We start from the raw sequence: 26,016 nt of genomic DNA on the forward strand, positions 1-26,016 counted from the left end.
CAGCTCATCATTCTTTTCGGGAACGCACACTCCATGGCATTTACCGCTTCTGAAAAAACGCCCCTGTGGTTTTGGCTTATTAGCACTCTGGCACTGGTGTGGAATATTGCGGGCCTGGCGGCATTTATTTTCCACTTGCTGCTCACACCCGACCTGCTGGCAGAGCTGCCACCGGAACATGCGCGCCTGTACACAGAAGCGCCCGAATGGCTGGATGTCGCCTTTGGCATTGCCGTGGTGGGCGGGGTGTTGGCCTCGGTGATGCTGCTGCTTAGAAATATTTTTGCGGTGGTTTTATTCAGCTTGTCTTTGCTGGGCGTGTTGGCCCAAAACAGCTACAGCTTTTTCATGAGCGACACCTTCGCCGTGCTCGGCCAGGATGCCATGATTATGCCGCTGGTTGTGGTTGCGCTTGCGGTACTGTTTTTCTGGTTTGCCTTAATTTGTAAACGCATGGGGCTCTTGCGCTGAGCGCCGGCCCCGCGTTTAAGATTTGCGATTTAAGGATCCGGGCTGAACACCGCCTCAATGGTGCATTCAAAAACCGCCGCCACTTTAAACGCCAGCGATAAACTCGGATCGTACTTTTGCTTTTCAATGGCGTTCACGGTTTGGCGCGAAACCGCCAAACACTCGGCCAATTGCGCCTGCGTCCAGCCGCGTTCGGCGCGCAGTTCCTTGAGGCGATTTTTCACTGGTGCCGCCTCTGGGCTGTAACCATCGCCGCCAATAACACCAACGCCATCAATACCAACAAGTGGTGAGGCCCTGCGGCAAAGCTTACTAACTGGGCGCCTTTTAGCAGCGAATAAGTAAAGCCTGCCACAAAGCCCACACCCAGGGTGATAGCCATAGCTTCCAGTGCGATTTTGCGCTCCAGCTCATCAACAGTGGCCAGGTGCTGCATATTGGCCACCACAACCCCCGCCCCTAACAGCAGGTTCACCACAATCACCGCCACCGTGAAGCCGGGCTGCTCCCAAAACACCTCCGGGCCAAAGGTTGCGAGCGCGAAGCTGGCCAGCCACAAGGCCGTCCAGCCTAGAAGATTCAAAATTTTGTTGCGCCGGCGCGCAGCCCAGCTGATTGCTTCATTGTTCATGAGTGCACTCCTGTGCATGTAAAGGAAGCTTTACATTAGGATCTACTCCGCATCATGTCAAGCACCCTTTACATTTTGGCCCAACTTTCGCCCACGCAATGAACATTCGGCAAATACCGGCAGGGGAATACAACATTTTCTGCGGTACTGCTTACGGAAACCGGTTTATAAATTAATTTTATTCGGTAATTATTGGCTTAAACCTAATCTTAATAACACCAACATCGCCACTGGTAAACTATATGAACAATTTGGAGTTGGATCGCACAGATATCGCAATCCTGCGCGCGCTGCAGAGCAATGGCCGCTTGAGCAATGTAGATCTGGCCGATCAGGTGCACCTATCGCCGCCGGCCACCCTCACCCGGGTGCGCAGGCTGGAGCAGGCGGGCTTCATTGAAGGCTATTGCGCGCTGTTAAGCCGCGAAAAGCTGGGCCACGACAACCTGGCACTCATAGAGATTGCCCTTGAATTGCACCAGCACGAACGCATTGCCGAGGTGCTATCGCAGCTAGTGCAAATGCCGGAGGTCATGGAGTGCTACCACGTTACCGGCGAGTACGACTACATGCTCAAGGTATCGGTGGCCAACACCCGCGCGCTCGACGGTTTTATTTCCAGCCGCCTGATTCCGCTGCCGGGCATTGCGCGCATCCACACCAGCATTGTGCTGAAAGAGCTGAAGGCCACCACCCAGATTCAGCTGCCAGACATAACTTAGGCGGGCGCCACAAGCGCTCGACCTTCACACCCAGAGAGCGTTACCAGCGCTCCGCATTGAACGAGAGACGCGCACCATGTGGAAATCTGAACACATTGAAACCAACACCATTCACGGCGGCAAAACCCGCCAGGGCGAGTTCGGCCCGCTGGCCACGCCCATCTACCAAACCTCCACCTTTGTGTTCGATTCCGTAGAGCAAGGCGCTGAGCGTTTTGCCGGTGAGGCCGCAGGCCACATTTACTCGCGCCTGGGCAACCCCACAGTGGATGAGCTGGAAGCGCGCATGGCGCTGTTGGAAAACACCGAAGCCGCAGCCGCCTTTGGCTCGGGCATGGGCGCGGTATCGGCAGCGGTGCTGGGTTTATTGAAACAAGGCGATCACCTGGTCACCTCGCACCGGTTATACGGCTGCACGTTTGCACTGTTCAACCACCAACTGCCCGCCTTTGGTATTGAGGTGAGCTTTGTAGACCTGGCTGATGCCCAAGCAGTAAAAGCCGCCATTCGCCCGAACACCAAAGTAATTTACGGCGAAACGCCCATCAACCCTTGTTTATCTGTGGCGAATCTTGACGACATTGCCGCCATTGCCAAGGCCCACAAGCTCGTGAGCATTATCGACAACACCTTTATGTCGCCTGTGCTGCAGCAACCGGCCAAGCACGGCATAGATATTGTGCTGCACTCGGCTACCAAATTTTTAAACGGCCACGGCGATGTAGTAGCCGGTATTTTATGCGGCCCGAAGGATTTGATTGACCAAATCAAGATGACCACCCGCAAAGACATGGGCGCGATCATCAGCCCGCACGATGCCTGGCTGATTATCCGGGGCCTGAAAACCTTGCACCTGCGCGTTGCCCGCCACAATGAAAACGCCCAAAAACTGGCAGAGTTTTTAAGCCAGCACCCGATGGTGGCCAAGGTAGACTACCCGGGCCTGCCCGGTCACCCGGGCTTTGCACTCCTAGGCAAACAAATGCACGGGGGTGGCGGTGTGCTGGCGTTTGAGCTGAAAGGCAACTTTGATCAGGCCGTTACATTTATGAACCAGCTGCAAATGTGCAAGCGCGCCGTCAGCCTGGGCGATGCCGAAACATTGATTCAACACCCGGCCTCCATGACCCACTCAACCTACGAGCCGGAAGAACTGGCAGCGGCGGGCATTCCACGCACATTGATTCGCCTGGCCGCAGGCCTTGAGCATCTAGACGACATAGTGGCGGATTTATCACAGGCGCTGCAGGCCGCCGCTGCGCACGAAAAAGCGGCTTAACAACACCTAACTGCCGCGCAACAACGGCGTTGAAAGCACTCAGGGAACCACAGTAATAAGGCACACCCTTAGCCTTATTACTGTGGTTCCCCAGGAGCACAGGTAAACCGGCACGCTTATTTATTCACACTGCAACAGCTATCAACGCCAAGTATGCTTAGTTGGTAATTAATAGCTGCGTTTTAATTACTTTGTAAATTGCAGGTTTAATGCAAGCCCCTGTAAAATTTACACAAGCTTTGCAAAGTTTCCCACACACCGAGTTAAAACCAGCCATTCACACAGCGGCCGTGATGGATTTTTCACACTGCCTGCGCTTTTCCAAAAATAAACTTTCGGCCCACAGGCCAGAGCAGCTGTGTCCTGCGCTATGTTTTCCTAAAATTTTGATAGCGGTTTTTCAGCCCTGAACAAAAATCTGGCACGGCTTTCGCAACTAACCCTGTAACACGTGATACAACGCTGCCCAGCAGCCAATGACATACCTCACGTGCATCAGCCGCTGGCACGCCAGCAATAGGTAAATTTTGACAAGGAGTTAATCATGGCTACTGCAAAAAATATGAACAGCATTTCAAGTCAGGAAAAATTGGCACAGGCTTATCATTTGGCCGGCGAAGCTGCCGCCGATGCTGTAGGTAACGTAAAAGAACAAGCCAAAGCCACGCTCGAAGCCAACAAAGAGCGCGCAACAGAAGTGGCAGACAAAGCCGAATCTGTCATTAAAGAGCGCCCGCTTCTGAGCGTAGGTTGTGCTTTTGTTGCTGGCTGGGCTATTTCAAAACTGCTGAAATAATCTGAAATTATCCTCGCCGGGAGCCTACAATGTCGCACACGGAAGATCATTCCCCGCACACAACTCCCAACCCCGCGGCCAATGGCCGCGCGGGCGAGGAACCCACGCTCGAAGAAACCCTTTCGCAAGGTTTGGCCGAGGCCCAACAGTGGCTCGCTAAGCTCGACGCGCTGGCATCACTGGGCGCGGCTTGGGCTATCAATTTACAGGCCATTGCCCGCTTGGAACTAGAGCGCAACGTGCAGGCGGTGCGTCAGGCACTCATTATTCAGCTGATGCTTATACCCTTTACTGTACTCATGCTGATTAGCCTGTCGGTCGCTGCCGGGTGGTTAACCTTTGAAGCCACACAATCCAGCGCACTGGGCTTTCTCGCGCTGATTGCCACCCAGGTGTTTACCCTGCTTTGTGGTTACTGGCGCCAACGCTATTTGCGTTCACAACTGGGCTTTGCCCAAACGCGCAAACAATTGCAGGAGGCAAAATCCGATGTCGTTTCGGCGTTTAAACAACCGCATTAAAGCACACGCTGCACAAACGCAGCTGCAGCGTCACGCTGCCTGCCAACTGATTAACGCAATGACCACGCCAAGCGATAAAGCAGTTAACACGCGGGCATTGTGCCTGGCGATGCTGGGCGCGCTGGCCACGGGGTTTACCGTTGAGCGCTTGCGCCACAATAGCAAAGTGCAAACCGCAGCCCACGCCCTGCTCACTTGGGCCGTGTTTTCTATGGGCCACGCCCTGCCTCACACCATTAACGTTGCAGCCAGCCGGTGGTTGATGCGCAGGTAACCCTGCGCGAGCTTTTGTCGTATACAGGGATCCGTTATGAACGCACCGCTACCCACCTTGCCACCCGGCCAAGAACTGATTGTGCAACCCGCCAGGCGCCCGCGCAAATGGCTGAAGCCTGTGCAGTTTTATTTGGCGCTGCTCGCCACACTTTATACGTTATATTTCGCCAAGGTAATCTTGCTGCCCATTGTGCTGGCAGCATTTATTGCGTTATTTAGCAGCCCGACGGTAGCAAGGCTTGAGCGTATAGGCGTGCCGCGCATGCTGGGCACAATGGGCGTACTAGTGACGATTGTTTCAGGCATTGCCGGCGCGGCACTGCTATTTACCGACCCCGCGCAGCAGTGGTGGCACAAGCTGCCGGAGGTGATGGAGAATCTTTCCAATGGCGTTATTGAAGCCACCCAAGCCAGCGCCGGCAGCGCCATGCAAGACATCAACAACGCACTCAACGATCAAGCCCAGCAAAGTGAATTCCGCCACACCACTATTTTGTCGCTGCTGCAATCCTTAGCCAGCGCCACTCCCACTGTGCTCACGCAAATATTGGTGACGCTTTTTCTGGCCTATTTTTTTATGGTGTATGGCCAGCAGTTGCTGCTCAATTGGGTGCAAATAAAAAACAGTTTTTCAGATAAGCGCCGTGCCGTTGAATTAATTCACGCTATGCAGGCAGATTTATCCACCTACATTTCAACCATCACGCTCATAAACATCGCGCTGGGTCTAACTGTGGGCTGTGTGTTTTACATGCTCGGTGTTGAAGATCCATTCCTGTGGGGCGCACTTGCCGGCGCACTTAACTTCGCGCCCTATCTAGGGCCCATGTTATCGGCTACGGCCTTTAGCCTGGTGGCTTACCTGCAGTTTCAATCGCTGCAGTTTGCGCTGCTGATTCCGGCGGTGTATTTGTGCATTAATTTACTGGAGAGCCAATTTGTTACGCCAACGCTACTGGGCCGTACACTGGATTTAAATCCGCTGGTGGTTTTTCTGTGGCTGGTGGTATGGGGCTGGCTATGGGGCGGCTTCGGTATGTTAGTGGGCGTGCCACTGCTTGTGTGCGTGAGTATTTATCTGGAACAAACCGGCGCCATAGGGCCCTGGTACCGGCTGCTCAAGCAAGCGCACTAGACACTGGCTTCGGCATCCAGTTGCTCGGCACCGGCATACTGGATATCGGCGCTGCGCACGCAATTGCGGCCGGCTCGCTTGGCACGATACAGGGCTACGTCGGCGCGCTTGAACAACTGCTCCGGCAACTCTGGCCGGTACTTTTCCAACCGCTCGCTGGTGAGCCCAATACTCACGGTAATGTGTGTGGCCTGGCCCCGGTAGCGCACTTCATGTTCGGCCACCCGCGCGCGAATGCGCTCGGCCACTTTTTGTGCGCCGGCTAAATCTGTGCCCGCTAAAATAATGCTGAACTCCTCCCCGCCGTAGCGCGCGCACACATCGGTTGCGCGCGGCAGAGATTCAGTCAACAGGCCACCTAATTGACGCAGGCATTCATCACCGAAGTCGTGACCGTATTGATCGTTTATTTCTTTGAAGTGGTCGCAGTCTACTACCAGTACGGCAAGCTGCACGTGATCGCGCGAGGATAAATGGCACAGCTCATTGAGCTTTTCATCGAAGTAACGGCGATTGCTTAGGGAGGTGAGTGCATCGGTGCGGCTTTGCTTTTCAAGGGTTAATTCGTTTTTGAGTGAGCGCCAGTATTCACGGTGTTGCTGGCGCGCGAGGTTCAGCATGTAAAAGACATAGGTTGCAATTAATGCAGCCTCGCCCCAGGAGTCGAGCGCCCACACACTCACAAAAAATGAAGGCAAAATAAAGGTGAGAATATAACTGTAAGATAAGGCCTTAACCGGCGAAAAACTGTTTGAGCCGCCCGCCACCATGCCGGCACTGGAAAAGGCCATTAAAAATAAAAATTCCGCCTGCCCCATGGTGAGCGAGTATGCAAACAGGCTGCCCCAGATAATACTGTGGGCCAGCACTCCTGCATAAAGCCCCAGCTGCCACCACCGGAAGTTGGCAACAATGGCGCGACCTAAGGCACGAGAATTAACCCAGCGCAGCGCACTGGTGGCCACCAACAGCGCCATCATGGCCCAGGAAAATACCGGACGTGTTGCCATGAGTTGGGTGCTATAGCTGATTACCAGCCACAACATCGGGTAAAGCATAATGCCCGGCCTTGCCCGCTTAACCACATCGCGCCACAGCCGCAAGCGCAGTTGCAGTGAATCGTCTAGCACTGAGGAAAGCGGTTGACTGGACGCCATGGGCTGCCTGATCACCTAGCGGTTATAGCCCACACAGGGCGTGTATGGATGGCTAGAGTTTAGCAGGCATTTGGCAATTGGCAGCGAGGCTGTTTATCGGCGCGCGAGTAAACCGCAGGCCGCATTACGCAGGTTTACATGGCCTCCAGCGCTTCGGCCAGATTCTTCACTGTCACGATTTCCATGCCGGCAATTCCGCCTTTGGGGGCATTGGCTTTGGGAACTATGGCGCGCTTGAAACCGTGCTTGGCGGCCTCGCGCAGGCGCTCCTGGCCTGAGGGCACAGGGCGGATCTCGCCGGAGAGCCCCACCTCGCCAAAGGCAATCAGATCTTGCGGTAAGGGGTTGTCTCTAAAGCTTGAAACAATGGCCAACAGCAGCGCCAAATCCACACTGGTTTCGCCCACCTTTACACCGCCCACCACATTCACGAAGACATCCTGATCGCCCACCATAATGCCCCCGTGGCGGTGCAATACCGCGAGCAACATGGCCAGGCGGTTTTGATCCAGGCCCACGGCCACCCGGCGCGGATTGCCCAGTGAGGAGCCATCCACCAGCGCCTGCACTTCAACCAGTAGCGGGCGCGTGCCCTCCCACACCACCATCACAATGGAGCCCGAGGCCACGTCTTCGGCGCGCTGTAAAAAAATGGCGGAAGGGTTGGTCACCTCGCGCAGGCCCTGTTCGGTCATGGCGAACACCCCCAGCTCGTTCACAGCCCCGAAGCGGTTTTTGTTGCCGCGCAGGGTGCGGTAACGTGAGTCGTGGCTGCCCTCTAATAAAATAGAGCAGTCAATCATGTGCTCCAGCACTTTGGGCCCGGCCAACGAGCCGTCTTTGGTCACGTGGCCCACCAGCAGCAGCACCGTGCCCGTTTGCTTGGCAAAGCGCGTAAGAAATGCCGCGCTTTCCCGCACCTGGGTAACCGAGCCCGGCGCCGATTGCACATCACTCATGTGCATAACCTGAATGGAATCCACCACCATCACCCTCGGGCGCATGGCCTCGGCTTGCGCGGCAATTTGTTCGATACTGGTTTCAGACAACATAGACAGCTTATCGGCCGGCAACTGCAAGCGGCGCGCACGCATGGCCACCTGTTGTAAGGATTCCTCACCGGTGACGTAGAGCGCCGGCATGGTTTCGGCGAGCTTGCACAGGGTTTGCAGCAACAAGGTAGACTTGCCCGCACCCGGGTGGCCACCAATTAACACCACAGAACCGGGCACCAGGCCGCCGCCGAGCACGCGGTCGAACTCTTCCATGCCGCTGCTAAAGCGGGGCAAATCGTCTAGGCTTATATCTGCAAGCTTTTGAACTTTGCCGGTGGTGGCACCGGCAAAGCCACTGAATTGTTCGGCACGTGCAGATGTGGCCGGCGCTAAGCGAATTTCAACAATGGTGTTCCATGCCTGGCACTCACTGCATTGGCCCTGCCACTTGCGATAATCCGCACCGCAGTCATTACACACAAACGCCATTTTTGCCTTGGCCACATCGCCTCCAGAAATCTATCACCCGTGTGCGCGCAGTGTACCCTAAAGCGTTTGTCTGCTGGGCGCGCGGCTCCCAGGCGCCCGTGCACACAGCGGCCCGGCAATCGGGCTTTACCCTGCTGGAGGTGGTGGCGGTTCTGGTGATTGTGGGCATTTTAGCGGCGCTGGCCGTGCCCAAGTTTGCCGATTTCAGCGAGGCCGCGCGCAACAGTAAATTGCAAAATATAGGCGCAAGCTTTAAAGCAGGCGCCGATCAAGTGCATGCCTATTGGTTGGCCAAGGGCTCCCCCGGCCCGCAACTCAACATGATTAAGCTACCGCCCTCGCAGGCCGGTGGCGATTTGAGCGTGAACGCCTTTGGCTGGCCCGCCGACACCCGCGGCGTGAGCCGGACCCTGAACTCCACCAACGATTGCATAGACGTGTGGCGCGCGGTGCTGGCACCGGGTGCACCGAGCGTGTCTAACGGCACCAGTACCGATTTCCGGGCCCAGTACCTCGGCGGCAATAGCTGCCGCTACATCTTCCAGCAGGCGCCCACCAAAAGCCTGGTTTTTAACTCCAACACCGGTGCGCTAGTGGTGAATCTTTAAGGGCTTAAATGGTAAAGTAGCGCCATGACCCACTCACTCATTCCCGAACGCCCCATCTGCATCAGCCCCTCGCTGGCCGCCACCTTGGGATTAGAAGAAGCCACGCTCTTGAGCCTGCTCAACGACGCCCTTAACTTCTACCCCACCCAGGCCAGCAACGGCTACCAATGGTGCCACCTGGACGGCGATCAGGTACGCAAGCTGATGCCCTTTTGGCGCGACCACGATATCGCCCGCATTGCCAAAAGCCTGCGCGATAAAGGCGTGTTGCTGATGTCTACGGCACCCTTTCACGAAAGCCAGAGCCTGCGCTTTGCCATCAACGAGCGCAGCCAACCCACAGAGCGTTCACAGGCTGTGCCCTACCAGAGCCAAAGCCCGCTGATGCGCAACAGCGCGCCCACACCCGGCGCGCACCCCATGGCGCCGAACTGGCAACCGGGCGAAGAGGTGTATGTGCAACTGGCGCAACACAATATTCCCCAGCAGTTCGCCCGCGCCCAGATTCCTGAATTTGTGACCTACTGGCGCGATCAGGGCCAGGCCGCCCACTCCTGGAATGCCAAGTTCATTCAGCAGGTGCTGCGCAAATGGCGCGAACAGGAAACCGAGTTCAGCCGCCGCGAACAGGAAATCCCCATGACCGGCGGCTGGCGCCCCTCGAGCGATGCCATGGATGTGTTAGTGCGCCATGCCGGCATCAACCAGTGCTTTGTGGAAGATGCCATCGCCGAATTTGTGCTTTACTGGCGCGAGCGGGGTGAGTCTTCACGTACCTGGAACAGCAAGTTTATCCAGCACGTACGCCGCCAGTGGGCACGCTACCAAACCACCTTGCAGTACGATACCGAACCGCGCCCGATGGCCGCCAACTGGACGCCCTCAACAGACGTGTATGAAGTCTTGGCGCTGGCCAACATCGACCTGCACTTTGCCAAGCAACAGCTGAAAGAATTTGTTATTTATTGGCGCGACACCCACCAGCTGCACAGCTCGTGGAACACCAAATTTTTGCAACACGTAAAATATCAGTGGGCCAAGCGCCTCAACGGTAGCCGCCCAGCGCAAGGTAACGCACATGCAAGACAGCAAAACACTGCTCAATCAGGCCGAACACGCGATCGCTCAGTCAGCGAACAGCTCACAGACAGAAGCTGGGCGCTCTGACCAAACCAGCAAGCCCGGTGCCGCTCACATAGACGCCATCAACCAGGTGTTTGAGCTGTTTCGCCTGAACTACCACAACCAGTACTTTGCCGCCTTTCCCGATCTGGAATCGCTGAACCTGGCCAAGCGCCTGTGGCTGGAATCGCTCGCCGGTTTTGAGCCAGAGGTGATCTTGCGCGGCGCCAAGCGCGTGATACAGCAATCGGACTACCTGCCCACCGTGCACAAGATGCTGGTTGCCTGCGAGGGTGACAATCGCGCCCACGGGCTGCCCGATGTGCACGCAGCCTACGTTGAGGCCTGCAACGCCCCCTCGCCCAAAGCAGACCAACACTGGAGCCACCCGGCGGTGTATTTGGCGGGCAAGGCCAGCGACTGGTATTTTTTGGCGAACAACCCCGAGCGCACCGCCTTGCCGGTATTCACCGAGCACTACAAAAACTACTGCGATCAGGTGCGCAAAGGCCTGAAACTGGCCCTGCCCGAACGCAAGGCGCTACCTGAAACCATCGAGCGGCCGCTCAGCAAAGATGAAAATCTGGCGCGCCTTGATGCCCTGAAAAAGCAAATCGGCCTCGATTGAGCTAAACACCTACAATTACCTTTTTACTTCCGGAGATTCACTATGGGTCCACTGGGCAGTGGCAATTGGCTTGCCGCGTGTTTTTTGGCGTACTCCCTCACCGTTGTGGCAGTTACCGGCTGGTTGATTGGTCACCCGCTGGAAGAGCGGCGCGAGTTCCTGCGCGAGCCCGGGCTTTCACTCACCGGCGAAGGCGACGAAGAGCGGTTGACCGCACAAACGGTGTTGGCCGCCATGCAGCTGGACCCAGAGGCCACCCGCTTTAAAGATTACGCCGATCAATACCTGAGCCGCCTGAGCCTGGTGGCCAAAGACGGCTCAACCACTGCCGAACTCACCAACAGCTACGACTACCAGACCCTGCCAGACTTCGATGCAATCAGCGATATCCCCACCCGCAAAAAGGCGTTTTTTGACTACCTGCGCCCGGCCATCGAGCGCCAGAACCAGCTGATTCGCGAGCGCCGGCTGCTACTTAAGGGCATTGAAATTCGCCTGGCCCAGGGCCAAACCCTCACCGCTGCCCAGCAGCGCTACATGGCCTTGGTACGCGAGCGCTACCGGGTAGCGGAAGACGTAGACGACAGCGAGGCGGTAGCCACGCTCATGCGCCGCATGGATACCATCCCCACCTCCATGGTGCTGGCCCAGGCTGCCATCGAGTCGGCCTGGGGCCGCTCGCGCTTTGCCCGCGAGGCGAACAACCTGTTCGGCCAGTGGTGTTTCAGCCAGGGTTGTGGCGTGGTGCCCAACGACAGGCCCGAGGGCGAAACCTATGAAGTGGCAAAGTTTGCCAATGTGGAAGAAGCCATTGCCGCCTACTTTCAGAACATCAACGCCTTTCATCGCTACAGCAGCATTCGCGAAATCCGCGAGCGCGCCCGCGCCAATAACCAGCCGCTCAAAGGCTACGATATGGTGGCAGGCCTTGAGGCCTATTCCAGCCGCGGCCAGGCCTACATAGATGAATTGCGCAATTTGATTCGCTACAACAAGCTGGAAGACGCGCCCAGCAGTTAGGGCCTCGAACTGCCGGTAGATCTCAGGCGTCCTGCCCTTTGCAGCATTCGTACTTCCTGTACATCTCGCTGCTCTCGAGCGTCTTGCCCTTTGCAGCATTCGTACTTCTTGTACATCTCGCGGCTCTCGGGCGTCCTGCCCTTTGCAGCATTCGTACTTCCTGTACATCTCGCTGCTCTCGGGCGTCCTGCCCTTTGCAGCATTCGTACTTCCTGTACATCTCGCTGCTCTCGGGCGTCCTGCCCTTTGCAGCATTCGTACTTCCTGTACATCTCGCTGCTCTCGGGCGTCCTGCCCTTTGCAGCATTCGTACTTCCTGTACATCAAAAAAAACCCGGCTTTGGCCGGGTTTTTTCAGAACTCACGCTAGGCTCAGCCGGGCGTTACATTCTCAGCCTGAGGACCTTTCTGGCCCTGAGTGATTTCGAAAGTCACAGATTGACCTTCTACCAGTGTCTTGCGGCCAGTACCGTTGATCGCACGGAAGTGTACAAACACGTCCGGACCAGATTCTTGCTGCAGAAAACCGTAACCTTTTTCGTCGTTAAACCACTTAACAACGCCATTGTGCAAATCAGACATTTAAGACCTCGTCTTACTAATAAACTTTGCCAGTTCCCTTGGCGATTTCCAAACTTATCCATCCAGCAGCGCAGAGCAAGGCAAAATGTCTTTCGGCTGAGCGGCAAAACGGTAAAGCACACACATTCTAGGTGGGTCTTGACGGGAGTACAAGCACGCTGTGCCCCCTAGGGCTCCGCGGGCCAGGCGCCGTTTGACAGGGGGCGCAAGAAGGCATGGGAATACCAGAAGTAGCGCCCGCGCTCACCGCTGGGCGCGGTGCAGTTGTAGCGGCTACGCCCGGCGGGCAGGGGCGTCTTGGCCTGAAACACCCGGGTGCCGGCCTTGGTGGTGCGGCTGTCGCTCACCCCCTGGCCACTCACATAGCAGTTCACCTGGCGGGCCTGGGCCTCGGTATCAAAACCCAGCAGCAACTGCGGGCGGCTTACCGCCTGCGGCAATACGCCATCTGCCAGTGGCTCGCCTTGCTCATCGAGCAGCGCAAGCTGGTTAACCGGCAGTGGCAGCGCCTTGAGCTTCTGGCTGAAGTCTTGTGTTTTTACATAGCGCCCGCCAAAGGGGAAGCGCGGCAGCACCGGTAAATCGCGCCGGGCAGCGGCGCCCGATTGCTGGCCAAAGGCAATCCAGCCGAGCCCGTTTATCGCCGCCACCAACGCCGCATCAAACTCGCCATAGGGAAACGCCAGCACCGGCCAGCTGCGCCCGAGTTCCGCCTTCAACCGCGCATCGGCTGTGCGCAGATCGTCCAGCACCTGGGCATGCCATTGTTCGGGCGCAACCTCCTTTGGGCGGCGCACCAGATGCCCGTGGGTATGGCTGTGGTTGGCGATGGCCACCCCGGCTTCATTCAAGGTGCGCAGCTGATCCCAACTCATCACATGGCGCTGGCTTTGATCTACCGCTTCGGTACTGGCAAACACCACATAGGGCCAGCCGTAGTTTTGCAAAATCGGGTGGGCGTCGGTAAGCACCGAAGTGTAGGCATCGTCGAAGGTAATCAGTGCGGTGCGATCGGGGAAGGGTTCACCACTGTCAATGATAGCCAGCAACTCGGGCAGGCCAATCACCTTAAAACCGCTGGCTTTCAAATGGGCCATGTGTTCGGCAAAGTTGGCCGGCGAAATACTGGTAGAGGCCGGGGTAGATTCGCTCACATGGTGATACTGCAACACCACCAGCGCCTGGGCACGCGCCGCCCAGCCAAGGCAAAACGCCAAACACAGCGCGATCAAGGGTGAACGGCAAAGGGCCTGCAGGCGTGCTTTGGCAGGGTGGGCCTGAATCATGGGTGCTCCTTGAATGACTTGCGGGCTTTGCACGCTGGGTAGCCTGTGCACTTTAGCCCTATAATTGAGCCACATTCTGCCGCCAGGGTACTGCTTGTGTCCAATGTTGCGCACCCCGCTAACAGCCTATCCAATGCCACGCTCACCCCGAGCGCCAAGCGCGTGGCCAAAACCATTCTAAACGGTTTTGATGCCTACTTTGCCGACTTCCAGAATATGACGCTCGGCGCCAAGGCCCGCTTTGAAACCGCCAATTGGGCAGCGGTACAAAACACGCACATTGCGCGCATTGAACTCTATAAACAAAAGGTGCTGCAGGTGTGCCAATTGGTGCAGGGCGTCACCAGCAAAAATGTGATGGATCTTGCCCTTTGGGCGCAGGCCAGGGCGGCCTACGCACTGTTGGTTACCGATCATCGCAACTATGAAATTGCCGAAACCTTTTTTAATTCTGTGTACTGTAATTTGTTTGAGCACCAGCAAATTCACGATCGCTACTTATTTGTAAAGCCCTCCAAAAAACCCGATTTCAAGCAATTGCGCGAGTACGCCATTTACTTCAGCTACAGCGCCGAGTTCGGGCTGGAAAATCTGGTGCACAAAATTTTCGACGATTTTGAATTCTCGGTGCCCTGGGAGGATCGCGCGCGCGATATACAGCGCCTGGTGGCGGCACTTAACGACGCCCTGCAACCCTTGAACGATTTGCCCTTGAGCGAGCTTAGGGTAGATGTGCTGGAATCAATTTTTTATCGCAACAAAGGTGCCTACCTGGTGGCGCGGGCCGTGTTGGGCGATCGCATTACACCTATTCTGATTCCCTTTCAAAACAACGAGCGCGGCGGCATCTATGCCGATACCGTGCTGCTTGAGCGCGACGATGCCAGCCGGGTGTTCAGCTTCACCCGCTCGTATTTCATGGTGGATGCACCTATTCCTTCGCGCTTTGTAAAGTTTTTAAGCTCGATCATGCCGCGCAAGGATGTATCTGAGCTTTATAACGCCATCGGTTTTAACAAGCACGGTAAAACAGAGTTCTACCGCCACGTCATTGACCACATGAAACACAGCGACGATAAATTTGTTATCGCGCCGGGCATTAAAGGCATGGTGATGAGTGTATTCACGCTGCCATCCTATGACGTGGTTTTTAAAATAATTAAAGATCGCTTCGACCCGCCCAAAAAAGTGACCGAGGCCATCGTTAAAGAAAAGTACAAACTGGTATCGCGCTCAGATCGCGCCGGGCGCATGGCCGACACCCAGGAGTACCGCAATTTCATTTTCTACCGCAACCGATTCAGCCAACAACTGCTGGACGAGCTGCAACGCGTGGCGCCCTCAAAGCTCATCATCACCGGCAAGCTCGTGATCATTAAGCACCTCTATACCGAGCGGCGCATGGTGCCACTGAACATCTACCTGGATACCGCAACCCAGGCGCAAATTGACGATGTTATGGACGAATACGGCAACGCCATTAAACAGCTGGCGTGCGCCAATATTTTTACAGGTGATATGCTGCTGAAAAACTTTGGCGTAACCCGCCATGGGCGCGTGGTGTTTTACGATTATGATGAAATTTGTTTAATCACCGAGTGTGTGTTTCGCAAAATTCCAGAGCCGCGCAATGAAATAGACGAGATGTCTGACAGACCCTGGTACACAGTGGGGGAATTCGATATTTTTCCGGAGGAGTTTCGGCTGTTTTTCAGTGGTAACCCCAGCGCTCGCCAGGCATTTGAGCAGCGCCATGCCGATTTGTACGACTACCGTTTCTGGCAAGCCATTCAGGATGAATTAAATGCCGGTAAAATTAACGACACCTTTCCCTACCGCCGCCATCAGCGCTTCCCGCGGCCGGAAACCGGTGACCAATAGCATTAGCTGTTGAACTTCAACCCGATGCCGCCTGGCTCTAAGCGCACTATCACCATGTCTACCACCGGTGCATCCACCAGCATGCCCTGCACCTGGCCACGCACTTCGGTACCCACTGGCGGCAAGCCCTCGGGGTTGGCAACAATAAAAATACCGCCATCGGAAATATCGCGGGTTTCGGCCACCACATCGCCGCAGCTATCGTGCGTAATCAGCACGCGACACCGCACAGGGATGCGGGGGTATCGGCGGTTGTCTGTGCTCATAATCAAGCTCCATTCCAGCCGCCGGATGGGCGGTCAGGGTTCCAGCAGTATGCGATCCAGCCTACTGCGATAGTAAGTAATGGAGAAGCGGTTGGTACCGTCTTTCACTACCTCCAATACCAGTTCCGATTCACCCACGCTGATGAGTTCACCGCGGACTTCCTTGCTGCCGGTAACCACTGTGACGGTAGCGCCTATGTGCTCGCGCGCTTCATCAAAGCTTAACTCAACCGGCCCGCGCTCCGCGCTCTCGGGTTTGCGTTGCACTTGCAGTTGCGGCACCGGGCGCTGTTTGGGCGTCACTTTGTTAAATATAGGCGAAACTGGCGTGCCCGCTAGTTCAAGCTCTAAGCGGTCTACTACCATCTCACCCAGGGTGGCCGGGTCTGGCATGTCTTCAAACTCCAAACCCAGCACCCAGCGCGCGCTCACGCGGGTGGGTTCTGTCAGGTAGGTTTGGTAGGCCGCGCGCGCCTGCTCGGTAAGGCTCAGGCCCTGGTAGTTGAGCCGCTCTTCCATAGCGTTGATGTGGCGGCTTACCACGTCTTCGGGTGCAAGGCTGTGGTGCTCTGCGCAGAAGTTGCGCCAGGCGGCCACACCGCGGATGTCGTTGTAACTCAGGCGCACCATATCGAGAGAGCCTGCACGGCGGAAGTTAGCGGAAACATTACCAAGCCGCACCCGCCCATTCATGGTGTAGGCGCCGGGCAACTCTACATTCATGTCTACGCTGAGTTCGCGGCTGGCGGGCTGGTAGTCGTAACTGAGGGTTATGTTGCTGTCTTGGTTTAAGCCCAGCATCCAGTCTGAGGGTTGACGGGCCGGGTCCATGCAGTCTACTTCGCGCTCCAGGGTTTCCACCAGATTGCCAAGGCTCGCTGTCACACCGGTTATGCGCACGCTCATACGCTCGGGCAGGCCGCCGCCCAAGCGGCGCTGTATCAGCTCGGGCAGTGATTGCATATCCACTTCAATTTGCTGGATAAACGCGCTGAAGCCTTCGTCGTTGGGGCTCCGCAGGCTGATGCGTTTTACCACTACCTTGCCATCAAAGCCCACATCCAGGCGGTCGTAATCTGCATACACCACCGACTGTGCATCGCTGATGGCGGCATCCACGCTGTTGCGCAACTCCCACTGGAGCAACCAGCGGCCACCTATCAGTAGCGCAACCACAACCAGCAGTAACTTAAACAGTGTTTTTCCCATGTGGAACCCCTTCGCATCCTTGTGGGCCGGGCGATTGCCCGGCTACCCATGAATTGGCACAGTCTACCTTATTCGCACGCTGGCCCTGCGCTGGCCAGTTAACACTCTTTAGCTTTGGGCGTTGAGGCTGCGCTATTTACGCACTACCGACACGCTATCGACCTTCTGGAAGCCACGCGGCAGCTTGTTACCACGCCGCCCACGCTCGCCACGGTAGTGCTCTAGATCACCCGCCTTCAGGGTCAGGTGGCGCTTGCCTGAGTAGACGGTCAGCTCGTCGCCTGCGCCCAGTACCGCCAGCGCCAGCAAAAACTCCTCGCGCGCTGCCAGGCGGGCCGAGGGGATATTCATGATCTTGTTGCCCTTGCCGCGCGCAAGCTCCGGCAGTTCCGAGAGCGGGAACACCAGCAGGCGGCCCTCGTTACTCACCGCCGCCAGCAGCGCATTGGCGGCCTCACCCACCGGGCAAGGGGCCATAATCCGCGCACCTTTGGGCAGGGTAACGAGCGCTTTACCGGCGCGGTTTTTAGAGGCCATATCGGCAAGCTTGCCCACAAAGCCGTAACCGGCATCAGAGGCCAGCAGCACCCGCTCGTCATCGGTACCCATGAGCGCGCCTTCAAAGGTGGCACCACTGGGCGGGTTCAGGCTGCCGGTGATGGGTTCGCCTTGGCCGCGCGCCGAGGGCAAGGTGTGGCTAGCCAGCGAATAGGAGCGGCCGGTGGAGTCGAGCAACAACACCGGCTGGTTGCTCTTGCCGCGCACCGCCAGTTTGAATTTATCGCCGGCTTTATAGTTGAGGGCAGCCGGGTCTATGTCGTGGCCTTTGGCGGCGCGAATCCAGCCTTTTTCAGAAATCACAACAGTAATCGGATCGGCAGACATCAGCTCGGTTTCGCTAAAGGCCTTGGCCTCTTCGCGCTGGACTATGGGCGAGCGGCGGGCGTCGCCGTGGGCTTCCATCACGGCCAGCAATTCTTTTTTCACAAGGCTTTTCAGGCGCGTGGCAGAGCCCAGGGTTTTTTCCAAATTGGCGCGCTCTTTTTCCAGCGCTTCCTGCTCTTGCAGGATTTTCATTTCTTCCAGGCGCGCGAGCTTGCGCAACTTGGTTTCCAGAATGTATTCCGCTTGCGCTTCATTAAGGTTAAAGCGCGCCATCAGCACGGGCTTGGGCTCGTCTTCGGTGCGGATGATGTGAATCACTTCATCCACATTCAAAAACACAATCATCAACGCAGCCAAGCGCTCCAGGCTCTCGTTGACCTTTTCCAAACGATGCTGCAAGCGCCGGCGGGTGGTCACCAGGCGGAAGCTCAACCACTCGCTCAACAAGGTGTTGAGCGGCTTCACGGCCGGCCGCCCGTCGATGCCAATCATGTTCATGTTGATGCGGTAGCTGCGCTCGAGATCGGTGGTGGCAAACAGATGCTGCATCATCTGTGCAAGATCCACCCGGTTTGAGCGCGGCACAATCACCAGGCGGGTGGGGTTTTCGTGATCTGATTCATCGCGCAAATCTGCCACCATGGGCAGCTTTTTGGCCACCATTTGCGCAGCAATTTGCTCCAGTAGCTTGGCGCCACTCACCTGATGGGGGAGCGCGGTTACCACCACATCGCCGTCTTCTTCTATCCACACAGCCCGCATGCGCAAACTGCCGCGCCCGGTTTCATACATTTTTACAATGTCTTCGCGCGGCGTGATAATTTCGGCTTCGGTGGGCATATCCGGGCCGTGAATAAATTCACACAGCTCGCGCACATTGGCCTGGGGGTTATCAATTAAATGTACGCACGCACTCACCACCTCGCGCAGGTTGTGCGGCGGGATGTCGGTGGCCATACCCACGGCAATGCCGGTGGTGCCATTGAGCAGCACGTTGGGCACCTGCGCAGGCAATACCGCCGGCTCCTCCAGGGTGCCATCGAAATTGGGCAGCCAATCTACCGTGCCCTGCCCCAGCTCAGAGAGCAGCACTTCGCTGAACTTGGTAAGCCTGGATTCCGTGTAACGCATGGCGGCGAAAGATTTCGGGTCATCGGGCGAGCCCCAGTTGCCCTGGCCATCCACCAGCGGGTAGCGGTAGGAGAAGGGCTGGGCCATGAGCACCATGGCCTCGTAGGCGGCCGAATCACCGTGCGGGTGGAATTTACCAATTACATCACCCACGGTGCGGGCAGATTTCTTGAATTTGGCGCTCGATTTCAGGCCCAGCTCGCTCATGGCATAGACAATGCGGCGCTGCACGGGCTTCAGGCCGTCACCCACGTGCGGTAGGGCGCGATCCAAAATGACGTACATGGAGTAATCCAGGTAGGCCTTTTCAGTGAATTCCTTAAGGGCTATGCGTTCATCCGCCGGCATGGCGGTGATCAGATCAGACATGCTACTTCCTGCTGTTCATTATTCAGCGTCGGGATTCCCGAGCGAGTGCAAGGCTTATACCAAAATCAGCCCCTCACCGCCACTGCCCAAAGCGGCAAAGCCCAGCTAGAATGGAAACCTGAAACAAAAAATAGGGACGGGAATGCACCATCAGAGTTCGGCACTATGGCTAGTGTGCGCCATGCTGTTTGCCACGCACGGACAAGCGCAGAGCACTGCTGAGCCCGACTGGTTTAACACCCAAAGCGTGGATGCCTGGCTTGAGGCACAACAAGCGCGCTGCGAGCTGCCGCCCCCGCCCTCGGCCCACACCATTGAAGAGTGGCCGAGCCTGTACGACTACACCCCGCGCCCGGCCCCCGATAACTACGATATCAATGCGCTTACCATCGACACCCGCTCGCGCGAGCCTGTGCGCCTGAAGGGCATTGAAAACTTCAAGCCCTACCAATCGCCCAAAACCTTTGTGGAAGACCCGGTAGAACATACACGCCTGGCGTTATCAGACCCAAATCTCTGGCCCACGTATGTGGTGCAAGAGCATGAAAAAAACTGGCTGGATAATACCCGCGAATATCTGCACGGCACGGCCCAAGAGCCGGTGGTGTGGTTTGATAACTTTTTTGCCGTTAAACGCGGGCCCAGTAAAGCCAGCCACGATTTGCGCTTAACGCCCAAACTCGATTGCAGCGACCTGCACAATTGCGAGTTTTCCTTTTCTGTGCGCAGCCGGGTGACCATGCCGCACACCGAAGAGCGCCTGAAATTGCTGCTCACCAACGAAGACCCGGACACCCTGTTCGACACCCTCGACCGCCGCTCGGTGACGCCCTCGCAATCCGATGAAGACAATCCGCTGTCGGCGGCACTCAGCTGGGCACTGCGCACCACCGAAAACTACAACATCTCTATTTCATCGGGCTTGCAACTGCGCCGCCCACTGCGGGTATTTGTGCAGGCCAACACCTCCGGGCGCCTGCAGCTTTCCGAGGCGCTGCTGCTCACTGCCGGCCAAAGCGTGTATTACCGCACCGATGAAGGCGCCGGTGCCCGCACCCAGATTGATCTGGACCACTCCATGAGCGAATCGCGCCAGGACCTTTTGCGCTGGCGCCAGCGCTATGATGTGGCCGAAGAATTTGACGGTGTAGATTGGAATACCAGCCTTGAATATTTGCACCAGGTAGACCGCGATCTGGCCTGGGGCGTGGGCATTGGCAGCGGCGGCAATATCCACAAAGCCGCCATTGCCGAGGGCCACCGCGCCTGGATGCGCTACCGCAAACGCTTTTACCGCGAGTGGCTTTTTTGGGAAGTGCAGCCTTACATCCGCTGGGAGCGCGAGTTCGATTTCGAAAACGACCCCGGCATTGAGCTCAGCATTGAAATTTATTTAGACGAAAAACCCTGATCACGGCGCCGGCCGATCGCTCCCCTGTACCTCGGCGTCGCGCGCCAGCACATAATCCAGCATGGGCAGCGAATGCCCCGGGCGCGTAACAAAGCGCACGTGGTCTGCACATAACTGGCGCGGCTCGCTCACACCGCAGGCATGCGCAATCATGCTGAGGCTCTCTGTCATTTGCCGCTGGTATTGCGCCACGCGCAGCGCTTTTTGCGCGGGCACCAAGCCGCGCTGCAGGCGTTTGTTGTGGGTGGTCACACCGGTGGGGCAGGTATTGAGGTTGCACTGCATAGCCTGAATACACCCCAGGGCAAACATAAACCCGCGCGCGCTGTTTACCGCATCGGCACCGGCGCACAAGGCCGTGGCCACGGCCGTTGGGGTAATGAGCTTGCCTGCGGCAATCACGCGAATGCGCGCTTTCAAACCGTGTTTACGCAACAGCGCCACTACCAATGGCAAACTTTCTTTGATGGGCAGGCCCGTGGTGTCCATCAGCGGTTGCGGCGCGGCACCGGAGCCGCCATCGCCGCTATCTAATGTGATGAAATCCGGCGCACTCTGGTGGCCGCGCTCGCTGATTAATAAAAATAATTCCGACAACCAGCGGGTATCGCCCAGCACGAATTTTATGCCCGTGGGCTTGCCCGTTGCCTCGCGCACGCGGGTAATTAAATCCAGCAAATCCCCTACCTGTTTTACCTCTGTGTGGCTATTGGGGCTAATGGATGCCTCACCCACGGGAATAGCGCGAGTGGCGGCAATTTCGGGGGTGACTTTTTCAGCCGGTAAAATGCCCCCCTTGCCGGGTTTTGCGCCCTGGCTCAGTTTGATTTCAAACATTTTTACTTCATCAAGGGCGCTTATGGCTTTTAGCTTTTCCACATCCAGCTCGCCCTTGTCATTGCGCACGCCATATTTGGCGGTGCCAATTTGAAACACCAGATCGCACTTGCCGCTCAAATGGTGTGACGACAAGCCGCCCTCGCCGGTATTCAGCCAACAACCGGCAAGCGCCGCCCCTTGCGAGAGCGCCTGCACCGCCGGCGCCGACAGGGCGCCAAAACTCATGGCGGAGATATTAAACAGCGAGCGGGTGCTATAGGGTTTGGGGCAATCGGGGCCGAAGGTGAGCAGCGCCGGAGGCTCGTGCGCTTCATTGGCAATGGGAATGAGGGCATTGAGAAAAATCGGCGTGCCGGGTTTATCAATATCGCGGGTGGAACCAAAGGCCACATTCAGGCTTTCGTTCTTGGCCGCGCGGTACACCCAGCTGCGATCGGCCCGGTTAAAGGGCAGCTCTTCGCGATCGAGTGCAAAAAAATACTGGCGGAAAAACACCCCCAGGTGCTCAAACCAATAGCGGAACCTGCCAATCACCGGGTAGTTGCGGCGAATGGCGTGCTGGGTTTGGGTGCGATCCACCACATAGGCCACCAGCAGCCAACTAAGCCCCAGCAGCAACACCACTGCCAGCAGATCGCCCAACAGTTCCAATGTCCATAAACCCCAGGCCATGCGCGCACTCCTTGTTTGGTGGAGCCGCCATTGTAAGCCATCGGCCGGCGCCATGGTCTATTCTTGAGTCACACTCACTGATTACACGGAATTTCCTCATGCAAGCGTCTGATCTCATGGTGCAGTGCCTGGTTGAAGAAGGCATCGAATACATTTTTGGTGTGCCCGGCGAAGAGAACGCCGACTTTATGATGTCGCTGGAAAAAACCGACGCCATTCGCTTTATTCTTACCCGTCACGAACAGGGCGCGGCCTTTATGGCGGAAATTTACGGCCGCCTGACGGGCAATCCGGCCGGTTGCCTGGGCACGCTGGGGCCGGGCGCCACCAACCTGATTACCGGCGTTGCCGATTCCAACATGGATCGCGCGCCTATGCTTGTGCTCACAGGCCAAGGGGCCTCTACGCGCCTGCACAAGGAATCGCACCAGGTGATGGATGTGGTGCACATGTTCAAACCGGTTACCAAGTGGGCCACCACCGTCTGGCACCCGGAGAATATTCCGGAGATTATGCGCAAGGCCGTGCGCGTGGCACGCACAGAAAAGCCCGGCGCGGTACACGTGGAGCTACCCGAAGACATTGCCAAGCTGCCCACCGACAAAAAGCCCCTGCCAGTGCGCAAATTTCGCCGCCCGGTACCCGACGATAAAGCCATAAACCGCATTTTCGAACGCATCAAGGCGGCCAAACGGCCCATAATCATCGCCGGTAACGGCTGCATTCGCAGGCGTGCGAGCAAACAGTTGCGACTATTTTGCGAGGCCACAGGCATTGGCGTGCTTTCAACCTTTATGGCCAAGGGCTGCGTAGATATGGATGCCCCCTACTGCCTGTACACCATAGGCCTTGGCACCAAAGACATTCCCGCCTGCGCAGTAGATGCCGCCGACCTTGTGATTTGCCTGGGCTATGACATGGTGGAATACCACCCCAAGCTCTGGAACAACGGCCGCACAAAACCTGTGATTCACATAGATTTTCTGCCCGCCGAAATTGATGAAAACTACCACCCTGAACTTGAGGCCGTGGGCGATTTGGCCCACGCCCTGTGGATGCTCAACGAGCGGGTAAAGGCCACCCCCGGCGAGCTGCAATTTGATTTAAGCCAGCAGCAGGCGGTGCGCCGCGACATGACCGAAGAGCTGGCCAAGCACAAAAACGACACCACAGAAGGCGTGATTCGCCCGCAAAAAGTGCTCTGGGATGTGCGCGAGGTGATGGGCGCACACGACATTCTGCTTTCTGATGTGGGGGCCCACAAAATGTGGATTGCCCGCCACTACCAATGCCACGAGCCCAACACCTGCCTGATACCCAACGGCTTTTGTTCCATGGGCTTTGCATTGCCCGGCGCCATAGCGGCAGCGCTGGTGCACCCCGATCGCAATATCCTCGCCATATGCGGCGATGCAGGTTTCATGATGAACGTGCAGGAAATGGAAACCGCGCGCCGGCTCAACCTCAATATCACCGTGATGGTGTGGGCCGATAACGCCTACGGGCTTATTGCCTGGAAGCAAGACAACGAGTTTGGCCGCCACACAGATCTGGATTTTGGCAACCCCGATTGGCTGAAATTGGCCGAATCCTTCGATTGGCGCGGCCACGTGGTGGAAAACGCCCAGGATGTGCAAACCACACTGGCGCAATGCTTTAGCGAACCAGGCCCGAGTCTGTTGGTCATCCCCATCGACTACCGGGAAAACAACCTGCTCACCAAACGTTTGGGCGAGCTTACCTGCTCTATTTAACGCCCACCTGCACCCCTGCCCGCCAAAGCTTGCGGGCAGTTTGGTTGCCTTGCCCCCACCTTCAAACCCACCCAGATGTGCTATTGCTCGCGAGATTTGTTTAAATGGTGGCCTCATCGTTAGGCACGCTGCCCCCATTAGGCCAATAACAGCCGCACAAGCGACGGCACTATAAAGGTCTGGTTGCGTACTTAATGCATTCACTCGCTGTTAACTCACGGAGCAAACATGCAATTAGGTGAATTTATTTCCCTAGGTCTTTATTTTGTTGTCATGATCGGCATTGGTATTTACGCCTATCGCAAAACGGCTAAGGATGTATCCGGCTATATGCTCGGCGGCCGCCAATTGGGGCCAGGTGTTACCGCGCTCTCTGCCGGCGCCTCAGACATGAGCGGCTGGATCTTGATGGGCCTGCCCGGCGCCATGTATGTTTCAGGTATTTCCAGTAGCTGGATTGCCATCGGCCTGGTAACCGGTGCCTGGCTTAACTACCTGGTGGTTGCACCGCGCCTGCGTGCCTATACCGAGATCGCCGAAGACGCCATCACCATTCCCGATTATTTTGAAAAGCGTTTTGCAGATCACTCGCGCACCCTGCGCATTATTTCATCGCTGGTGATCATTATTTTCTTCACCCTCTACACCTCCTCAGGTGTGGTTGCCGGTGGCAAGCTGTTTGAAACCTCCTTCGGGCTCAGCTACTACGCAGGCCTGTACATCACCGCAGGCGTGGTGGTGGCCTACACATTGTTCGGCGGTTTTCTTGCAGTTTCCATGACGGATTTCGTGCAGGGGTGCATCATGTTTGTGGCCTTGATACTGGTACCCGTAATCGCCTTCAGCCAGTTCGATGGCCTTACAGACTTAAACCAGCATGTTGCCGCGGTTGATCCAAACCTGTTTGGCTTTTTCACAGGCATCTCGGCGCTGGGCATTATTTCCAGCCTGGCCTGGGGCCTGGGTTACTTCGGCCAGCCGCACATTATTGTGCGCTTTATGGCCATCCGCTCACTGGCCGACATCAAAGCCGCCCGCCGCATTGGCATGAGCTGGATGATCGTTACCATTGTGGGCGCACTGGCCATCGGCTTTGTGGGCGTGGGCTTTGTGGCCAAAACCCAAGCCAACTTCACAGACCCTGAAACCATTTTCATATTCTTTGCCAAATTGCTGTTTCATCCGCTGATCAGCGGCTTTTTGCTGGCGGCCATTCTTGCCGCCATCATGAGTACCATTTCTTCACAGCTGCTGGTGTCTTCCAGCTCGCTCACCGAAGATTTCTACAAAGCGTTTTTACGCAAAGATGCCCCGCAAACAGAGCTGCTGGTAGTGGGCCGGGTATCTGTGGTGGTGGTGGCCGCGGTGGCCATTGGTTTGGCCTACGATCGCTCCTCCACTATTCTCACCCTGGTGAGTAACGCCTGGGCAGGCTTTGGTGCAGCCTTCGGGCCACTGGTTATCTTCAGCCTGTTTTGGAAACGCATGACCCGTGAAGGTGCCATCGCCGGCATGATCACCGGTGCCGCAACCGTGCTGATCTGGCTCTATGCGCCTATCACCATCGATGGCCAAAGCCTCAGCAGCCTGATGTATGAAATTGTACCGGGCTTTGTATTGGCCTCACTCGCACTGGTGGGTGTTAGCCTCTGCACCAAAGCGCCCAACGCTGAATTGCAGGCCATGTTCGAGCAAACCGAGGCGCGCGTAAAAGCGCTCTAGCGCAGCCGCCCCTCACAATGCCACAGCCGCCCTTAGCGGCTGTGGCATTTTTTTTGGGCAATAGCTGGCTTTGGTGCAACGCTGCATGCCCAATATCAGGCGCAGTTGCCACGCCAATGGGGCAGCGGGCATCTGAATTGGCTCAATAGCAAACGGAT

General features: G+C 56.8%; 25 protein-coding genes. 15 read left to right on the forward strand and 10 right to left on the reverse strand.

Annotated elements, in window-relative coordinates; genetic code table 11:
• Positions 1–33 precede the first annotated feature (33 nt).
• Positions 34–471 (forward strand): hypothetical protein, encoded by a 438-nt coding sequence (locus L1F30_RS16450; protein WP_253357919.1) that lies wholly within the window; start codon positions 34–36, stop codon positions 469–471.
• Between the two features lie 29 nt (positions 472–500).
• Here L1F30_RS16450 and L1F30_RS16455 read toward each other — a convergent pair whose 3' ends face one another.
• Both L1F30_RS16455 and L1F30_RS16460 read right to left on the reverse strand, forming a co-directional pair.
• Positions 501–695 carry a helix-turn-helix transcriptional regulator gene (locus L1F30_RS16455; protein WP_253357920.1) on the reverse strand — a complete coding sequence of 65 codons (195 nt, stop codon included), beginning with the start codon at positions 693–695 and terminating at the stop codon, positions 501–503.
• Positions 692–1,102, reverse strand: a complete 411-nt coding sequence (locus L1F30_RS16460) for a hypothetical protein (RefSeq protein WP_253357921.1) — start codon at positions 1,100–1,102, stop codon at positions 692–694. The genes L1F30_RS16455 and L1F30_RS16460 overlap by 4 nt, the downstream gene beginning before the upstream one ends.
• A gap of 242 nt (positions 1,103–1,344) precedes the next feature.
• On the opposite strand from L1F30_RS16460, the gene L1F30_RS16465 reads away from it, so the two are divergent.
• The 6 genes from L1F30_RS16465 to L1F30_RS16490 all read left to right on the forward strand — a co-directional run bounded on the left by L1F30_RS16465 (position 1,345) and on the right by L1F30_RS16490 (position 5,831).
• Complete coding sequence (locus L1F30_RS16465) at positions 1,345–1,824, forward strand: Lrp/AsnC family transcriptional regulator (protein WP_253357922.1); 480 nt, start codon at positions 1,345–1,347, stop codon at positions 1,822–1,824.
• Positions 1,825–1,900: 76 nt separating this feature from the next.
• Positions 1,901–3,103 carry a PLP-dependent aspartate aminotransferase family protein gene (locus L1F30_RS16470; protein WP_253357923.1) on the forward strand — a complete coding sequence of 401 codons (1,203 nt, stop codon included), beginning with the start codon at positions 1,901–1,903 and terminating at the stop codon, positions 3,101–3,103.
• Between the two features lie 544 nt (positions 3,104–3,647).
• Positions 3,648–3,899 (forward strand): hypothetical protein, encoded by a 252-nt coding sequence (locus L1F30_RS16475; protein WP_253357924.1) that lies wholly within the window; start codon positions 3,648–3,650, stop codon positions 3,897–3,899.
• 29 nt (positions 3,900–3,928) lie between these two features.
• Positions 3,929–4,420, forward strand: coding sequence for a hypothetical protein (locus tag L1F30_RS16480; RefSeq protein ID WP_253357925.1), 492 nt, complete (start codon positions 3,929–3,931; stop codon positions 4,418–4,420).
• Positions 4,389–4,694, forward strand: a complete 306-nt coding sequence (locus L1F30_RS16485; RefSeq protein ID WP_253357926.1) for a hypothetical protein — start codon at positions 4,389–4,391, stop codon at positions 4,692–4,694. Before L1F30_RS16480 ends, L1F30_RS16485 begins: the two co-directional genes overlap by 32 nt.
• Before the next feature lie 36 nt (positions 4,695–4,730).
• Entirely contained in the window at positions 4,731–5,831 is a 1,101-nt protein-coding gene (locus L1F30_RS16490; RefSeq protein WP_253357927.1) for an AI-2E family transporter, read from the forward strand.
• Here the strand turns inward: L1F30_RS16490 and L1F30_RS16495 are convergent.
• Positions 5,828–6,988 carry a GGDEF domain-containing protein gene (locus L1F30_RS16495; RefSeq protein WP_253357928.1) on the reverse strand — a complete coding sequence of 387 codons (1,161 nt, stop codon included), beginning with the start codon at positions 6,986–6,988 and terminating at the stop codon, positions 5,828–5,830. The two genes, L1F30_RS16490 and L1F30_RS16495, sit on opposite strands and share 4 nt — an antisense overlap.
• Before the next feature lie 134 nt (positions 6,989–7,122).
• Positions 7,123–8,487, reverse strand: coding sequence for a DNA repair protein RadA (gene radA / locus L1F30_RS16500; protein WP_253357929.1), 1,365 nt, complete (start codon positions 8,485–8,487; stop codon positions 7,123–7,125).
• Positions 8,488–8,570: 83 nt separating this feature from the next.
• On the opposite strand from radA, the gene L1F30_RS17585 reads away from it, so the two are divergent.
• From L1F30_RS17585 to L1F30_RS16520, 4 genes are read left to right on the forward strand one after another with little or no spacing between them, the layout of a single operon-like run.
• Positions 8,571–9,080, forward strand: a complete 510-nt coding sequence (locus tag L1F30_RS17585) for a type II secretion system protein (protein WP_305879912.1) — start codon at positions 8,571–8,573, stop codon at positions 9,078–9,080.
• A 24-nt stretch (positions 9,081–9,104) separates the two neighbouring features.
• Positions 9,105–10,247 carry a DnaT-like ssDNA-binding domain-containing protein gene (locus tag L1F30_RS16510; RefSeq protein WP_253357930.1) on the forward strand — a complete coding sequence of 381 codons (1,143 nt, stop codon included), beginning with the start codon at positions 9,105–9,107 and terminating at the stop codon, positions 10,245–10,247.
• Complete coding sequence (locus L1F30_RS16515; protein ID WP_253357931.1) at positions 10,159–10,830, forward strand: replication protein P; 672 nt, start codon at positions 10,159–10,161, stop codon at positions 10,828–10,830. The genes L1F30_RS16510 and L1F30_RS16515 overlap by 89 nt, the downstream gene beginning before the upstream one ends.
• Positions 10,831–10,872: 42 nt before the next feature.
• The gene (locus L1F30_RS16520; RefSeq protein WP_253357932.1) at positions 10,873–11,850 is read left to right on the forward strand and encodes a glucosaminidase domain-containing protein; all 978 of its coding nucleotides are present in this window, start codon (positions 10,873–10,875) and stop codon (positions 11,848–11,850) included.
• Positions 11,851–12,222: 372 nt separating this feature from the next.
• Here L1F30_RS16520 and L1F30_RS16525 read toward each other — a convergent pair whose 3' ends face one another.
• Both L1F30_RS16525 and L1F30_RS16530 read right to left on the reverse strand, forming a co-directional pair.
• Positions 12,223–12,432, reverse strand: a complete 210-nt coding sequence (locus L1F30_RS16525; protein WP_305879913.1) for a cold-shock protein — start codon at positions 12,430–12,432, stop codon at positions 12,223–12,225.
• A gap of 167 nt (positions 12,433–12,599) precedes the next feature.
• On the reverse strand, positions 12,600–13,718 hold the full coding sequence (locus tag L1F30_RS16530; RefSeq protein ID WP_253357933.1) for a polysaccharide deacetylase family protein: 1,119 nt from the start codon (positions 13,716–13,718) through the stop codon (positions 12,600–12,602).
• Between the two features lie 96 nt (positions 13,719–13,814).
• Here L1F30_RS16530 and aceK point away from each other — a divergent pair, with 96 nt between their 5' ends.
• On the forward strand, positions 13,815–15,599 hold the full coding sequence (aceK, locus tag L1F30_RS16535) for a bifunctional isocitrate dehydrogenase kinase/phosphatase (RefSeq protein ID WP_253357934.1): 1,785 nt from the start codon (positions 13,815–13,817) through the stop codon (positions 15,597–15,599).
• A gap of 2 nt (positions 15,600–15,601) precedes the next feature.
• On the opposite strand, the gene L1F30_RS16540 is transcribed toward aceK, so the two are convergent.
• From L1F30_RS16540 to parC, 3 genes are all read right to left on the reverse strand, one after another.
• Entirely contained in the window at positions 15,602–15,865 is a 264-nt protein-coding gene (locus L1F30_RS16540) for a PilZ domain-containing protein (protein WP_253357935.1), read from the reverse strand.
• A 33-nt stretch (positions 15,866–15,898) separates the two neighbouring features.
• Complete coding sequence (locus tag L1F30_RS16545) at positions 15,899–17,074, reverse strand: hypothetical protein (protein WP_253357936.1); 1,176 nt, start codon at positions 17,072–17,074, stop codon at positions 15,899–15,901.
• Positions 17,075–17,206: 132 nt separating this feature from the next.
• Complete coding sequence (gene parC, locus L1F30_RS16550; RefSeq protein ID WP_253357937.1) at positions 17,207–19,459, reverse strand: DNA topoisomerase IV subunit A; 2,253 nt, start codon at positions 19,457–19,459, stop codon at positions 17,207–17,209.
• Positions 19,460–19,601: 142 nt separating this feature from the next.
• Here parC and L1F30_RS16555 point away from each other — a divergent pair, with 142 nt between their 5' ends.
• Positions 19,602–20,870 (forward strand): hypothetical protein, encoded by a 1,269-nt coding sequence (locus L1F30_RS16555; protein WP_253357938.1) that lies wholly within the window; start codon positions 19,602–19,604, stop codon positions 20,868–20,870.
• Here L1F30_RS16555 and L1F30_RS16560 read toward each other — a convergent pair whose 3' ends face one another.
• Positions 20,871–22,382 carry an FMN-binding glutamate synthase family protein gene (locus tag L1F30_RS16560; protein WP_253357939.1) on the reverse strand — a complete coding sequence of 504 codons (1,512 nt, stop codon included), beginning with the start codon at positions 22,380–22,382 and terminating at the stop codon, positions 20,871–20,873.
• A gap of 98 nt (positions 22,383–22,480) precedes the next feature.
• Here L1F30_RS16560 and L1F30_RS16565 point away from each other — a divergent pair, with 98 nt between their 5' ends.
• Positions 22,481–24,136, forward strand: coding sequence for an acetolactate synthase large subunit (locus tag L1F30_RS16565; RefSeq protein WP_253357940.1), 1,656 nt, complete (start codon positions 22,481–22,483; stop codon positions 24,134–24,136).
• A gap of 228 nt (positions 24,137–24,364) precedes the next feature.
• The gene (gene putP / locus L1F30_RS16570; RefSeq protein ID WP_253357941.1) at positions 24,365–25,858 is read left to right on the forward strand and encodes a sodium/proline symporter PutP; all 1,494 of its coding nucleotides are present in this window, start codon (positions 24,365–24,367) and stop codon (positions 25,856–25,858) included.
• Positions 25,859–26,016: the final 158 nt, after the last annotated feature.

Origin of the sequence: Simiduia sp. 21SJ11W-1, assembly GCF_024138675.1 — a bacterium.
Taxonomy (GTDB): Bacteria; Pseudomonadota; Gammaproteobacteria; order Pseudomonadales; family Cellvibrionaceae; genus Simiduia.

Coding starts and splice junctions, on each gene's coding strand:
- L1F30_RS16450 (WP_253357919.1), top strand. CDS start 34: ATGGCATTTACCGCTTCTGAAAAAACGCCCCTGTGGTTTTGGCTTATT.
- L1F30_RS16460 (WP_253357921.1), bottom strand. CDS start 1,102: ATGAACAATGAAGCAATCAGCTGGGCTGCGCGCCGGCGCAACAAAATT.
- L1F30_RS16465 (WP_253357922.1), top strand. CDS start 1,345: ATGAACAATTTGGAGTTGGATCGCACAGATATCGCAATCCTGCGCGCG.
- L1F30_RS16470 (WP_253357923.1), top strand. CDS start 1,901: ATGTGGAAATCTGAACACATTGAAACCAACACCATTCACGGCGGCAAA.
- L1F30_RS16475 (WP_253357924.1), top strand. CDS start 3,648: ATGGCTACTGCAAAAAATATGAACAGCATTTCAAGTCAGGAAAAATTG.
- L1F30_RS16480 (WP_253357925.1), top strand. CDS start 3,929: ATGTCGCACACGGAAGATCATTCCCCGCACACAACTCCCAACCCCGCG.
- L1F30_RS16485 (WP_253357926.1), top strand. CDS start 4,389: ATGTCGTTTCGGCGTTTAAACAACCGCATTAAAGCACACGCTGCACAA.
- L1F30_RS16490 (WP_253357927.1), top strand. CDS start 4,731: ATGAACGCACCGCTACCCACCTTGCCACCCGGCCAAGAACTGATTGTG.
- L1F30_RS16495 (WP_253357928.1), bottom strand. CDS start 6,988: ATGGCGTCCAGTCAACCGCTTTCCTCAGTGCTAGACGATTCACTGCAA.
- L1F30_RS16510 (WP_253357930.1), top strand. CDS start 9,105: ATGACCCACTCACTCATTCCCGAACGCCCCATCTGCATCAGCCCCTCG.
- L1F30_RS16515 (WP_253357931.1), top strand. CDS start 10,159: ATGCAAGACAGCAAAACACTGCTCAATCAGGCCGAACACGCGATCGCT.
- L1F30_RS16520 (WP_253357932.1), top strand. CDS start 10,873: ATGGGTCCACTGGGCAGTGGCAATTGGCTTGCCGCGTGTTTTTTGGCG.
- L1F30_RS16525 (WP_305879913.1), bottom strand. CDS start 12,432: ATGTCTGATTTGCACAATGGCGTTGTTAAGTGGTTTAACGACGAAAAA.
- L1F30_RS16530 (WP_253357933.1), bottom strand. CDS start 13,718: ATGATTCAGGCCCACCCTGCCAAAGCACGCCTGCAGGCCCTTTGCCGT.
- L1F30_RS16540 (WP_253357935.1), bottom strand. CDS start 15,865: ATGAGCACAGACAACCGCCGATACCCCCGCATCCCTGTGCGGTGTCGC.
- L1F30_RS16545 (WP_253357936.1), bottom strand. CDS start 17,074: ATGGGAAAAACACTGTTTAAGTTACTGCTGGTTGTGGTTGCGCTACTG.
- parC (WP_253357937.1), bottom strand. CDS start 19,459: ATGTCTGATCTGATCACCGCCATGCCGGCGGATGAACGCATAGCCCTT.
- L1F30_RS16555 (WP_253357938.1), top strand. CDS start 19,602: ATGCACCATCAGAGTTCGGCACTATGGCTAGTGTGCGCCATGCTGTTT.
- L1F30_RS16560 (WP_253357939.1), bottom strand. CDS start 22,382: ATGGCCTGGGGTTTATGGACATTGGAACTGTTGGGCGATCTGCTGGCA.
- L1F30_RS16565 (WP_253357940.1), top strand. CDS start 22,481: ATGCAAGCGTCTGATCTCATGGTGCAGTGCCTGGTTGAAGAAGGCATC.
- putP (WP_253357941.1), top strand. CDS start 24,365: ATGCAATTAGGTGAATTTATTTCCCTAGGTCTTTATTTTGTTGTCATG.